The 12,988-nt window shown below is 66.6% G+C and carries 10 protein-coding genes; 3 read left to right on the top strand and 7 right to left on the bottom strand.

Annotation, left to right across the window (positions count from 1 at the left end; translation table 11 throughout):
* Window positions 1–269: 269 nt before the first annotated feature.
* From E8L03_RS13520 to E8L03_RS13510, 3 genes are all read left to right on the top strand, one after another.
* The gene (locus E8L03_RS13520; protein WP_171267637.1) at window positions 270–1,577 is read left to right on the top strand and encodes a cyclic di-GMP phosphodiesterase; all 1,308 of its coding nucleotides are present in this window, start codon (window positions 270–272) and stop codon (window positions 1,575–1,577) included.
* Window positions 1,578–1,579: 2 nt separating this feature from the next.
* Window positions 1,580–2,413, top strand: coding sequence for a glycosyltransferase family 2 protein (locus E8L03_RS13515; protein ID WP_171267636.1), 834 nt, complete (start codon window positions 1,580–1,582; stop codon window positions 2,411–2,413).
* Window positions 2,414–2,567: 154 nt separating this feature from the next.
* On the top strand, window positions 2,568–6,470 hold the full coding sequence (locus tag E8L03_RS13510) for a class I adenylate cyclase (RefSeq protein WP_171267635.1): 3,903 nt from the start codon (window positions 2,568–2,570) through the stop codon (window positions 6,468–6,470).
* Here E8L03_RS13510 and trpA read toward each other — a convergent pair.
* The 7 genes from trpA to E8L03_RS13475 are packed head-to-tail and all read right to left on the bottom strand — an operon-like array spanning window position 6,451 to window position 12,901.
* The gene (trpA, locus tag E8L03_RS13505) at window positions 6,451–7,218 is read right to left on the bottom strand and encodes a tryptophan synthase subunit alpha (protein WP_171267634.1); all 768 of its coding nucleotides are present in this window, start codon (window positions 7,216–7,218) and stop codon (window positions 6,451–6,453) included. The two genes, E8L03_RS13510 and trpA, sit on opposite strands and share 20 nt — an antisense overlap.
* Window positions 7,219–7,220: 2 nt before the next feature.
* Complete coding sequence (gene trpB / locus E8L03_RS13500; protein WP_171267633.1) at window positions 7,221–8,429, bottom strand: tryptophan synthase subunit beta; 1,209 nt, start codon at window positions 8,427–8,429, stop codon at window positions 7,221–7,223.
* Window positions 8,429–9,097, bottom strand: a complete 669-nt coding sequence (locus E8L03_RS13495; protein ID WP_144234340.1) for a phosphoribosylanthranilate isomerase — start codon at window positions 9,095–9,097, stop codon at window positions 8,429–8,431. The genes trpB and E8L03_RS13495 overlap by 1 nt, the downstream gene beginning before the upstream one ends.
* A gap of 2 nt (window positions 9,098–9,099) precedes the next feature.
* Entirely contained in the window at window positions 9,100–9,867 is a 768-nt protein-coding gene (locus E8L03_RS13490) for an indole-3-glycerol-phosphate synthase (protein WP_171267632.1), read from the bottom strand.
* A 9-nt stretch (window positions 9,868–9,876) separates the two neighbouring features.
* Window positions 9,877–10,896, bottom strand: a complete 1,020-nt coding sequence (gene trpD, locus E8L03_RS13485) for an anthranilate phosphoribosyltransferase (RefSeq protein ID WP_144234342.1) — start codon at window positions 10,894–10,896, stop codon at window positions 9,877–9,879.
* Between the two features lie 33 nt (window positions 10,897–10,929).
* Window positions 10,930–11,502, bottom strand: coding sequence for an anthranilate synthase component II (locus E8L03_RS13480; RefSeq protein WP_144234343.1), 573 nt, complete (start codon window positions 11,500–11,502; stop codon window positions 10,930–10,932).
* A complete protein-coding gene (locus E8L03_RS13475; protein WP_144234344.1) occupies window positions 11,483–12,901 on the bottom strand; it encodes an anthranilate synthase component I family protein in 1,419 nt (472 codons plus the stop codon). The genes E8L03_RS13480 and E8L03_RS13475 overlap by 20 nt, the downstream gene beginning before the upstream one ends.
* Window positions 12,902–12,988 lie beyond the last annotated feature (87 nt).

The following is a 12,988-nucleotide window of genomic DNA, read 5'->3' as shown; positions in this document are numbered from 1 at the left end:
TATTTGCGGATGCCGCGCGGGCGGAGCCCGGCCTCGCGCCGCCGTCCCGTGGAGTCCCGATGCGTTAGCCGGCGACGCGGCAGGCCGTGATTCCACATGGGAGCGCGCCATCGCAGACGCTTTCGTTATCCTGTGCTTGCCCGTACGCGCATTGGCGCATAGAATCGGAAAACCGTCATTGCTCTGTGACGTTGCTGGTCGCAATCCTACCTTTGTGGAAGGCTACGCGGCCTCTGCGTCTGCGCCGGTAGGAGATTCGCGAGCCGATCATGACGATGTCCCACGATAGCACGGAGTACCCCATCAGCGTCGACCAGCTGTGCGTGGGGGTGTTCATCCGCCTGGAGGATTCCGATGCCACGGCGCCGCTCCTCTGGCGGCAAGGCTTCAAGATCACGAGCGAAAAGCAGATAGAGAAGCTGAAGAACATCGGCCTGACCGAGGTCATCGCCGTACTCAACAAGAGCGACCGTTTCCCTCTGCCAGCTGATCCCGGACCGCGGCCGGAGCCCCAACCCGCAAAAAAAGAAGCCTTCAAGACCCCGGTCTCCAGGGAGCTTTTCTCCCTCAAGGAAGAGACCTTGCGGCGCAACAAGGAACGGCGCGAGCGGTTCAAGCGTTGCGAGACGCAGTACGACGCCTCTGTCTCCCGCGTGGCCCAGCTCCTGCGCCAGGTCTCGGCCAAGAGCGAGGACGCGGCCAAGGAAGCATCCGGCGTGGTCAGCGCCATGGTGGACACCTTCCTGGCCGACCGCGACGTGCTCGTGAACCTCATCAACAGCCAGCCCACCGAGGAGCTGCGGCACTACCACGCGCTCAACGTCTGCGTGCTTTCCCTGATGATGGGCAAGGAGCTGCAGCTTTCCGGAGAGCACATGCACGCCCTGGGCATGGGCGCGCTGCTGCACGACGTGGGCAAGGGCCGCATGCCCGTGTCTCAGCTCTCCCGCGGCCGCGCCACGGTGATGAAGCACGCCGTGGAGAAGTACTACCAGCAGCACCCGGCCCTTGGTGCGAAGATCGCCCAGGATCTGCCGCTTTTCCCGCCGCAGGGCGTGCCGGTCATCCTGCACCACCACGAGGCCATGGACGGCAGCGGTTTTCCGCAGGGGCTGGCCGGCGACCAGATATCCTCCCTGGCGCGCGTCGTGACCATCGCCGATATCTATGACAACCTCTGCAACATCGGCATTTCGGAAGAAGACGAGTCGCCGCTGACCCCGCACGAGGCGCTCAAGCACATCTACAACAAGCGCCGCAACGCCGTGGACAGCCGGATGCTCTCGGTCTTTGTCCGCTGCATCGGCGTCTACCCGCCGGGCACGGTGGTGCAGCTCTCCAACGGCCTGGTCGGCATGGTCGTGTCCATCAACCCGCTCAAGTCCTCGCGGCCGGCGGTCATGGTCTACCACGCGGAGATTCCCAAGAAGGAAGCGCTCATCGTGGATCTGCGCATCGAGGAAGAGCTGCTCATCGACAAGACCATCCGGCCGGAAGAGCTGCCGCGCGAGATCTTCAAGTATCTGAGCCCGAGCCGGAAGATCGGCTACTACGCCGACTCCGTGGCCGCGAGCTGACCATGTCCCGGCAGCGCGTCGCCCTCAGCGTCGTCATCCCCAACCACAACTATGCCGCCTTTCTGCCCGATATCCTGGGCGATCTCTCGCGCCAGCACGGCGGCCTGAGCGAAGTGGAGATCATCGTGGCCGACGATGCGAGCAGCGATTGCTCGGCCCAGCTTGCCGCCACCTTGCTGAAGTCCATGGACGCGGCCGTGGCCGAGGTCGTCTGTCTGCCCAGAAAAGGCAGGCCCGGCCTGGTGCGCAACGCCGGCCTGGCGCGCGCTCGGGGTGATCTGCTCCTGTGCGTGGACGCCGACGACCGGCTGGAGCCCACATTTCTGTCCGCGCTGCGAAATGCCCTGGAGGGCAATCCGGAGGCCGACCTGGCCTACTGCGACTACATCCACGAGGAGCAGGACGAGCGTTGCACGGTGCGCTTTCCCGAGTATGACGAGAACCTGCTGCGCATGCAGAACATCCTGCCGCCGGCGGCGCTGATGCGGCGCAGCCTGTGGGAGCGGCTGTCCGGGTACCGCGCGGACACGGCGTATGAGGACTGGGAGCTGTGGGTGCAGTGCGCCGAGGCCGGGTTCCGGCCCGTGCGCGTGGCCGAACCATTGCTTATCCACCGCGTGCACGGGCAGAACTACTCGAACCGGGCCGTGCTGGACGACAACGCGGCCAAGGCGGCCATCGTGCTGGCCCATCCGCAGTTCTTTCCTATGGCGACGCGAACCTGGGCGCGCGGGGTGAACAATGGCGTACCCTGGGCCCTGGCCGCGCCGCGGGGCATCATCCCCGATGCGGAGCTGGTGGATAGGCTGCGTAAGGCAGCGCGCTCCACACGGTAAGCCACGGGCTCCAATGCGATGATCCATGCGGTGGCGGCTGCCGCCGCTTCCTCCCTATAAGCTGTCGGTCGTCTCCGGTCCGCGCGTCCATACGCCAAGGTTTTGCGCCCGGCTGTGGACATATCCACGGCCCTCATCCTATCTTCGGTACATCATGCCCGAATCTCTCGCCGCGATCATAGCCACTCTGCGTCTGGCAGTGCGCGAAAGCGCCGCCACGGGCAAGCGCCTGGCCGAGCAGGTCCAGCCCCTGGTGGAGCAGGCGTTCTCCCTGCTCGACGAGACGCCGGTCGGGCCGGACCGCGTCATCCTTTCCGGCGGGCTGGCCAACGCCCTGGCGGACATCGCTCTGCGCGCGCAGACCACGCGCTTCATGGGCCAGGTCATGGCGCGGCTTCTGACTTTGGGGCCTCTGGGCGAGATCCTCTGCCTGCGGGTGCTGCGCGAGTCCTCCATGACCATGGACAAGCTCGCCGCCGTGCTGGCCGAGTGCGAGGAGCACCAGAAGCTTGCCCTGGCCAACCGCTTCTTCTGCAATCCCAGGGATATGGATCGCAAGCGGCTGGAGTGGGCCGTGTCCACGGCGCGGCGCATCCAGGCCGATGACCCGGAGGAGGCCCTTGTTTTCCTTGATCGGCTGGAAGCCCGCGGCGGCGTGCTTGCAGATCCCACCCAGCGGGAGCTGATGCGCAGCCGCTTCGGCATCTGGGTCCACGAGCTGTTGCGCATGGAGCTGGACGACGAGCAGTTGGCGTACATGGCGCGCATTGTGGGCCTGCTCGGCGTTCCCAGTCTGGCGCGGGAACTGGCCCGGAAGCTCGATACGGCGCAGGCGTTCGCAACCATGGAGGCCGTGCTGACCGGCATAGGCAGGGCTGGCGCGCCCCGCTCCGAAGAGCTTGTGCAGGCCATCCGTCCCTTCCTCACCCACATCAAGGCGCCTGTGCGCAGCGCGGCTATGGAGGCGCTGCGGAATCTGCGCGCCGGCGAGGTCCTGGCCGGGGAGGATGGCCCCCTGAGCGGGCAGGACCAGGGGGCGCGGTGCCTTGCGCTGACCCATCTTTCCGCCGACGAGTTCATGGCCGCGCTCTCCCGGCTCGACCCCGGCGACAGGCAGGAGGCGCTGCTCCGGCTCACGGCGCTGGTCCGCCGGCTGGATTCGGCGTGGCTGGATGCCACGGTGGAACAGCTGGCCGATGCAAAGGGCGAGGACGACACCGCCATGGAACTGGTGCTGCGGGCATTTCGCGACTTCACGGCGGCGCAGCCTCCTTTCCGGCCGCAGCCGGCCAACCTGGGCAAGCCCGCGGTTTTGGCCGGAGCCGAGCCTGCCGTGGTCTTGGAGAGCCCGGGCCAGCCCGGACAGCAGGGCGCGGCCACATCGGCGGCCGGGTCTCCTGGTCTGGTCTCGGACCGCAAGATCAAGGATGCCAGGATAAGCGGCGTGGATCAGTTCGGGGCCAACATCGCGGCCGCTGCGTACAAGAACGCGACCATCGAGGCGAGTGTCTTTGCCCGTGCGCGGCTGGAAACCACCCGTTTCATCGGCTGCGCCTTCAAGGATGTGGACTTCACCGGAGCCAGACTGACCACCGTGAGCTTCATGGACTGCACATTCACGGGCTGCGTGTTCGACGCTGCGGCGCTGGAGGCCGTCTCGTTCCGCAACTGCCGGCTGGCGCGGACCCGTTTCTGCGAGGCCAGAGCCAAGCGGATACGGCTCGTGCAGTGCAGCGTGGCGGGCTGCGATTTCGGCGGCGCCATCCTGGATGGTCTGGAGGCGGAGAGCACGGAGCTTGCCGGCTGCCACTTCGGCGCGGCGTCGCTCCTGGCATCGGAGCTTTCCGGCGTGGAGATGACGGAGTGCGTGTTCGAGGCCGCGCTGGTGCTGGGCCTGGGGATGCGGGACGTGCGCGTGGCGGGCTGCTCCTTTGCCGACAACCGCTTCCACAACATCCGGGGCGGGGAGCCCTCCTTCCGTGAGGAAGAGGAACGCACTCGCCGCGCCGCCGTGGAGTGGACGCTGGGGATCATCACCATGGAGCAGCCGGCCCCGGCCCTTTCCAGCACGGAAGGGCAGCAGTTCCTGACCGGGCTGCTGTGGCGCTGGTTTTACGAGAAAGACGCGCGCAGGCGCCTCCTTGCCTGCCGGTCCATGAACCGCAGGCGACGGTTGTGGGCTACGGCCATGCAGCACGGCGACGCGCCGGATCTTTTGTCGCTGATCACGGCGGCGGTGGAGTCGCCCCAGGTGCCGGGCGCAGCGCTGCCGCCGTTGGCGTGCGCCATTACCAGTCATACGCCGTGCCGGAACGATCTTACGCTGGTGGAGCGGTACGGCCTGAGCCGGCCGGACCGCGGCGCGGAATCGACCCTGCGGCTGGAGGCGCTTTACGCCATCGGCTCCACCGGCACCATTGCCCAGGGCCGCTCCTCGGACCTCGATCTCTGGGTCTGTTACGACACGCAGGCATTCTCGCCGCTGCACGCGCGGGCGCTCAAGGCCAAGCTGACGGCCATCGAGAAGTGGGCGCGGCAGACATTCGGCAAGGAGGTCCACTTCTTCCTCATGGATCTGGAAGCCATCCACGCCAACGACTTCGGCTTCTCGGACGAGGAGAGCGCGGGCTCCACCCAGGCGTTGCTGCTCAAGGAAGAGTTCTACCGCACGGCCATACTCCTGGCCGGACGGCCGCCGGCGTGGTGGGCTGCGCCGCCCAGGCTGAGCCGGCAGCAGTACGCCGGGTTCCTCGCCACGTTGCGGGAGGCCGTATCCCTGCGCGGGGTGGACTTCCTGGACCTCGGTGTGATGGAGGCCATCCCGCGGGACGAATACTTTGGCGCGGCGCTCTGGCAGATCGTCAAGGCGCTGAAAAGCCCGTTCAAGTCCATCCTCAAGATCGCGCTGCTGGACAAGTACTCCACGGGTGACGCCGGGCAGACGCTGCTCTGCGAGTCCATCAAGGAGGCGCTGTTCGAAGGCCGCCGCGACCTCTGGGACGTGGACCCCTACGCCGTGATGTTCCGCGAGGTGTTCGAGCACTTCCACGGCCTGGGCAACGAGGAGGCGTGCGACCTGCTGCGTCTCGCCTTCAACAAGAAGACCGGCCTGACCCTGGCCTCGGCCGCGTCGGACGGAGCCTTTGCCATGCGCGGTTACAGCTTTATGGAGTACTTTTTCCCGTACAGCGAGGCGCAGATCGTCGGGCAGCTGGAGCGCCGCGCCAAGGAGGCGGAGGCAGAGGATGAGGAGAGCTTTGCCGCGCTGGTGGCCGTGGGCGACCGCATCCTGCGCTTCATGCTGAGCACCTACGCCGCGGTGCAGGAGCGATTGGCCGAAGCTGGCTCCGGTGTGCGCGTGAGCCCGGAGGATCTGACCAAGATGGGCCGGCGCATTGCCGCGCGGTTGACCCCTGGCCGGAACAAGATTCTGCCGCTGCCGTTCACGCAGATGCGGCCGGGCATGCTGACCGGGCTGGAGTTTGGGTGGCAGCGATCGGGCGCGAGCGGGTCCGTGTGGAGCGTGCGCGCAGAGTTCCCCATGCGGGAAGGCGCCAAGCCCGCGCCGGAGGTCTTGCGCCGCGAGGGCAGCCCGGAGGAACTGGCCGCCTGGCTGGTGGCCAACGAGATCTATGACCCTTCGGTGCCGCTCACGGCCCAGGCCCTGGAGCCGCCCTTGTCCATCCCGGACATGCAGGCCCTGCTCAAGGCCATGCGCGAGTTCTTCCCGGTGCCGGATATCTTCGACCCGCCCGTGGGCGAGGCGCTGCAGGAAGAACGGGCCACGAGAATCTTTGTCACCGTGAACCTGACCATACCGCGGGAGGTGAAGCAGGTCTCACGCATCGCCGTGGTCTGGTCCACCTCCTGGGGGCAGATGCTCTGCAAGGCGCGGCTGCCGGCCACGGAAAAGCTGCGCAGCGATCCATACACAGAGCTGGCCCGGGCCATGGGCATGCCCATGACCTCCAGGCCAGCCATTCTGTTCCATGCGCCGCACAAGTCACACTGCCCGGCCGTGCGGCTGCTGCCGGGTGTCAGCGCCAGCGCTCCATGAAGGAGGCGGCGCTTTCGCCGCCGCGGATGTGCTGGATGAGCGCCGAGCCGAAGACCACGGCGTCCAGGTGGTCGCCGAAGGCGTCGAGCTGCTCCGGGGACTTGATGCCGAAACCGAGGGCCAGGGGCAGGTCGAAAACTTCCCGCGCCTCGGCCAGCTTGCCGCGAACCTTGTCCGGCAAGGTGTCGCGTGCGCCGGTGATGCCCAGCACGCTGACCAGGTAGACAAAGCCGGAGGACACGGCCGCGTACTGCTCCATGCGCTCGCGCGGGGTGTTCAAGCCGATGAGCGCGATGAGGTCGATGCCTACCGCGTCCAGCTCGGCGCGGAACGCCGCCGCTTCCTCCAGGGGCACGTCCGGGATGATGATGCCGGCCACGCCGGCCCTGGCCGCGTCCTGGGCAAAGCGCTTCAGCCCATACTGGTAGAAGGGGTTCATGTAGCCCATGAGCACAATCTCTGCGCCGATGGCGTCGCGGTGCCTGGTGAGCTCCTGGATGATCCATTCGAGGCAGACGCCGGACTCGATGCAGGCAAGGGACGCCTGCTCCACCACCGGGCCGTCGGCCACAGGGTCGGAGAAGGGCACGCCAATCTCGATGACGTCTGCGCCGCCTTTGTCCAGCTCGGTGATCTCTTCCCAGAACCGCTCCTGGTCGGGGTAGCCGCCGGGCAGGAAGGGAATGAGGGCCTTGCGGCCCGCGTCGTTGGCCGCCTTGATGCGTTGTTGCAGTCGTGACTGAGCCATGGCTAGGCGACCTCCCCGCGTGCTGCGATGATTTCCTCGACGATTCCGAGATCCTTGTCGCCACGGCCGGACAGGTTGACCACCACGCGGCTGCCCGCCGGGATGGAGTCCCTGTTTTCAAGCACCCAGGCCAGGGCGTGGGAGGATTCCAGCGCCGGGATGATGCCTTCCTTGAGGCACAGGGTGTTGAAGGCCTCGATGGCCTGCTCGTCGTTGACCGAGGTGTAGGTGGCCCGGCCGGAGTCGTGCAGATGGGCGTGCTCCGGTCCCACGCCGGGGTAGTCCAGGCCGGGGGCCACGGAGTGGGAGGGCAGGATCTGTCCGTCTTTGGTCTGCAGCAGCAGGGTCAGCGCGCCGTGCAGCACGCCGGGCGTGCCCTTGTTGATGCTGGCCGAGTTGTAGCAGTCGGGCTCGCCGGTGCCGGCCGCCTCTACGCCCACGAGCTTCACGGACTCATCCTCGATGAAATCGTAGAACGCGCCGATGGCGTTGGAGCCGCCGCCCACGCAGGCGACCACGTAGTCCGGCAGCACGCCGGTCTGCTCCAGAGACTGCGCTTTGATCTCCTTGCCGATGACGGCCTGCAGGTCGCGCACCAGGGTGGGGAAGGGGTGCGGCCCGACCACGGAGCCCAGGCAGTAGTGCGTGGTCTCCTGCTCGGCAATCCAGTAGCGCAGGGCCGCGTTGGTGGCGTCCTTCAGGGTCTGGGTGCCGCTTTGTACGGGAATCACCTTGGCGCCCAAGAGCTCCATGCGCATCACGTTGTGGGCCTGGCGCTTTACGTCCGTTGCACCCATGAACACGAGGCACTGCAGGCCCATCATGGCCGCGGCCGTGGCCGTGGCCACGCCGTGCTGCCCGGCGCCGGTCTCGGCCAGCAGCACGGGCTTGCCCATGTACTTGGTCAGCAGGGCCTGGCCCATGGTGTTGTTCACCTTGTGCGCGCCGGTGTGGTTCAGGTCCTCGCGCTTCAGGAAGAGGTCGAAGCCGAGCTCCTGGGAGAGGTTGGGGCAGCGGTACAGGGGCGAGGGCCGGCCCACGTAGTCGCGCAGCAGCAGAGCCAGCTCGCTTTGGAACTCCTTGCTGACCATGATGGTGCGCATGGCCTCTTCCAGCTCGGTGAGCGGTGGTATGAGCAGCTCGGGAACAAACGTGCCCCCGAAGCGCCCGAAGTAGCTGGCCTTTTCAAAGGCCGTCTTCTGAATATCCATTATAATTCTCCACAACAGGATTGATTTGGGTTGCGCATCAGGCCATCCAGGGCGCTGCGCAGCGCCGTGAGCTTGGCGTGGTCCTTGATGCCGGGCGAGGCCTCCACCCCGGAGGAGAGGTCCACTCCGCAGGGGTCGCAGTTACACACAGCCTCGCAGATGTTGTGCGGCCCCAGGCCGCCGGCAAGGAACCACGTCTTCAGCGAGCACAGGCCCTTGAGCAGGCTGGCGTCGAAGGAGCGGCCGTGGCCGCCGCCGGATGCGCCGGCATCGAACAGAAAGAACCGGCTGCAGTCCTCGTACCGATGGAGATCGGTCTCCAACGCCTCGCGCGTGGGATATCGTTCCGGCCAGAAAGCACGCATGACGCGGTTTCTGCCCACCTTTTTGCAAAAGGCGGCGTCCTGGTCGCCGTGCAGCTGCGCCAGGTGCAGGCCGGCCTTGTCCATGATCCGTAATATCTCGTCCGGCGACTGGTCCACGAAGACCCCGACGCGCATGAGACGGTGGGTCTCGATGGCGCGCACCTGCTCCGGCGTCACATTGCGCCGGCTTGCCGGGTGGAAGATGAAGCCGATGAGCGACGCGCCGATGGCGCGGACCGCGTCCGCATCTTCCTGTCTCGTTACTCCGCAGACCTTGAGCATGACATCGCCGCACGTACTCATATTCAGACCTCCGAGGTGAGCGTGGCCAGGGCGCGTCCGGGGTCGCCGCCGCGCATGAGCGAGGTGCCCACGAGCACGGCGTCGAAGCCCAGGGAGCGCATCCGGGCGAGGTGTTCAGGAGCCTCCATGCCGCTTGCGCTGATCCACGTTTCGCCCGAATCCTTGCGGGATGCAAGCCGCTCGGAAATGGCGAGGTCCGTGGTCAGGCGGTCGAGATCGCGGTTGTTGACCTGAATGATGGTAGAATTAATTTCCTTGGCCATGTCCAGGTCGTTTTCGTCAAAAACTTCCACCACGCTGTCCAGGCCGTATGCGTCGGCCTGCTCTTTCATGGCGGCCAGGGCTGCGGCGTCCGGAAACATCCGCGCGATGAGCAACAGCGCGGAGGCCGGGGTGGCCGCGGTCTGGCGCACCTGGAGCGGGTGAACGAGGAAGTCCTTGCGCAAGAGCGGCAGGCCGGCCGCGGTCATGCGCTCCAGAAAGGCGATGTCGCCCTTGAAGTACTCGGTCTCCGTGAGCACGGAGATGGCCCCGGCGCCGGCTTCGGCATAGGCGCGGGCCACATCCTCGGGCTCCAGGTTCAGCGCGATGTCGCCTTTGGAAGGCGAGGCGCGCTTGTACTCGGCGATGACCGTGAGTCCGGGCGCGGTGAGCGCGTCCAGAAAGGACGGCCGGGGGCCTTCCAGCGGCGGCGGCAGCGTGCCAGCGTCGGCCATGCGGGTCAGCAGATCGACCTCGGGCTGCTTGGCGATGCGGAACTTGTCGAGCACTGGAGCCCCCTAGTCCGCGTACCGGCTTGCAACGCCCTGGCTGACGGCGGCGCGGGCCTTGTCAAAGCTCTCGGCCAGGCCGAGGTCGTCGTCCAGGATGTGCAGGGCCACGCCCAGGTTGAGCGCGACCATGTCCTGCATGGCCTGGGGACCTTTACCCGCGAGCAGGCCCTTCACGGTATCCACGGCCTCCTCCTTGCTGTGCACGGCCACGTCCTCCGGCGCGTGCTTGGGGAAGCCGAACTCGGCCGGGTCGAGCACCGTGTGCACGAGGTTGCCTCCGCCCACCCAGACTACCTCGGCCGGGCCGAAAGTAGTGAACTCGTCGAAGCGGCCCTCGGACGATCCGCCAGAGCCGCAGACCACGGCGGCGCGGGTGACGCCGGTGAGCAGCAGCACCTCGGCCATGAGGTCCAGCACCTGCGGCCGGGGCACACCGAGCAATTGGTGCGTGGGCCGGCCGGGGTTGAGCAGCGGCCCCAGCAGGTTGAACAGGGTGCGGATGGCGAGATCCTTGCGCACGGGCATGATGTACTTGAACGCCGGGTGGAAGTGCGGCGCGAAGAGGAAGGCGAACTTCTCCTTGGCCAGGGACTCGGCCACGGCCTCCGGGCTGTCGTGCATGGGCAGACCCAGGGCCTCCACGATGTCCGCGCTGCCGGAGTAGCTGGTGAGCGAGCGGTTGCCGTGCTTGACCACGGCGTAGCCCATGGCGGCCAGGTAGAAGGCCACCGTTGTGGAGCAGTTGAAGGAGTTGGAGTGGTCGCCGCCAGTGCCGCAGGTGTCGATGCGCTTGCCTTCGAGACCCTGCACCATGCGCGCCTCGGCCAGGGCGGCGTGCACCGCGGCGGCCACCTCCCGGGCGGTCTCGCCTTTGGCGCGCAGGCCCATGAGCATGGCTCCGGCCTGGGCCGGGGTCAGCTCGCCGGACAGCAGCATGGTGAAGGCCGAGGCGGCCTGGTCGTCGTCCAGGTCCTGCCCCTGGGCGAGCTGCTCCAGAATTTCGCTGAATGGATAGAGTATTGCCATGAGATTCCTCGCAAAATGGATATGAGCAGCGCTCTACAAGAGCTTGCTCGGGAAGTTGCTCAAGAGCTCGGGACCGTCCGGGGTGAGCACCGATTCCGGGTGGAACTGGACGCCGGCCCAGGGCCGGTCCTTGTAACGGATGCCCATGACCTCGCCCTCGGACGTCTCGGCCGTAACCTCCAGGAGGTCCGGCGCTTCTTCCGCCGCTACAAGCAGGGAGTGGTAGCGGCCCACGGTCATGGGGTTGGGCATGCCGTAGAACAGGCCCTCGCCATTGTGGCGGATGTCCGAGGTCTTGCCGTGCATGATGCGCGGTCCCACGTCCACGGTGGCGCCGGCAAAGTGGCCGAGCACCTGGTGGCCCAGGCAGACGCCGAGCACCGGAATCTCGTGGGGCAGCTTTTCCAGAAACTGCAGGCACAGCCCGGCATTGCGCGGGTGGGAAGGGCCGGGGGAGATGCAGACCATCTCCAGCTTCCCGGAGTTCGCGAGCTCCAGGATCTCGGGGCGGTCGTTGCGGATCACCTCGGGGTTCAGCCCTATCTTCTGGAACGCCTGCACCAGGTTGTAGGTGAAGGAGTCAAAATTATCGATGAGCAAAAACATCACGGCCTCCCTTGGCGGTGAGAATTTCGAGCAGGACACGCGCCTTGTTCTGGCATTCCTGCCATTCCTTGTCCGGGTCGGAATCGAAAACGATGCCGGCGCCGGCCTGCCAATGGACCATGCCGTCGCGCACCCACAGGGAGCGGATGAGGATGCCGGTATCCAGATCCACACGGCCCTTGTCCAGGCCGAGCCAACCGATGACGCCGGCGTAGGGGCCGCGGGAGAGGCCTTCCAGCTCTGCGATGATCTCCATGGCCCGCACCTTGGGCGCGCCGGAGAGCGTGCCGGCCGGGAAGGCCGAGGCGAGCACGTCCAGGGCGTCCTTACCCTCGGAGAGCAGCGCCTTGACGTAGGAGGTGATGTGCATGACGTGGGAGAAGCGCTCGATCTGCATGTACTTGTCCACGCGCACGGAGCCGGGCTTGGCGATGCGGCCCAGGTCGTTGCGGCCCAGGTCCACCAGCATCACGTGCTCGGCGCGCTCCTTGGGATCGGCCAGCAGCTCTTCGGCCAGGGCGTCGTCCTCGGCGTGGTCCTTGCCGCGCGGCCGCGTGCCCGCAATGGGGCAGGTGGTCAGATCGCCGTCTTCGCAGCGCACCAGCATCTCCGGGGACGAGCCCATGAGCGTGACGCCGGGCAGGCGCATGAAGAAGAGGTAGGGCGAGGGGTTCACCCGCCGGAGCTGCCTGTAGATGGAGAAGGGCTCGCCGGTGAAGGAGGCCTGGAAGCGCGTGGACAGGACGATCTGGATGGCCTCGCCCTGGGTGATGAGCTCCTTGGCGCGCATCACGCCCCTCTTGTAGGCGATCTCCTCCGGCATGTTCTGCACCGGGCCTATCTGCGGCGGATCGGCGCTACGGTACACCAGGGATGTGTCCATCTCCGCCTTCACGCCCTCCACCAGGGAGAGCAGGCAGAGCTTGCCGAAGAGGTGATCGAAAAGGATGACGTTGCCCGGCAGAACCAGAGTTGTCTCGGCCTGCTCCGGCGGCAGCATGGGTTCGAGCTTGGGCTCGAACATGCCGGCCACGCCGTAGCCGAAGTAGCCCACCAGGCCGCGGCAGATGGGCGGCAGATCGGCGAAGTCGCCTTCCGGCTGGATGTCGAGGCGATTCATCACCTCGCGCACGCCGTCCAGGTAATCCATCCCCGAAAGCTCCTTGAGGGCTTCCAGGCGATGGTCGCGCACCGCGACCTCCAGTTTTCCATTTTTGGCCGACAGACGCAGCCGGTAGTTCCAGGCGATAATGGAGTAACGGCCAAGACGGCCGTCCACCTCGGCGCTTTCCAGCAGGATGCCCTGCTTGGAGCCGACATAGCCGAGAAAGAGGCTGATAGGCGTTTCCACATCGGCTGGGAGCCATTTGCCAGTCTGCTTCAGCGTGATGGTGCTCATACAAGAGTCCTCATGCATGCATGGTTGGTGCCGGCCACAGGTTACAGTATCGGTCCGCCGCCACGGGCGGCCGGAACCGGTGGGACG

Origin of the sequence: Oceanidesulfovibrio marinus (genome assembly GCF_013085545.1) — a bacterium.
Lineage (GTDB): Bacteria > Desulfobacterota > Desulfovibrionia > Desulfovibrionales > Desulfovibrionaceae > Oceanidesulfovibrio > Oceanidesulfovibrio marinus.
Note: the sequence above shows the minus strand (reverse complement) of the source record. Positions and strands in the feature narration are given on the sequence as shown.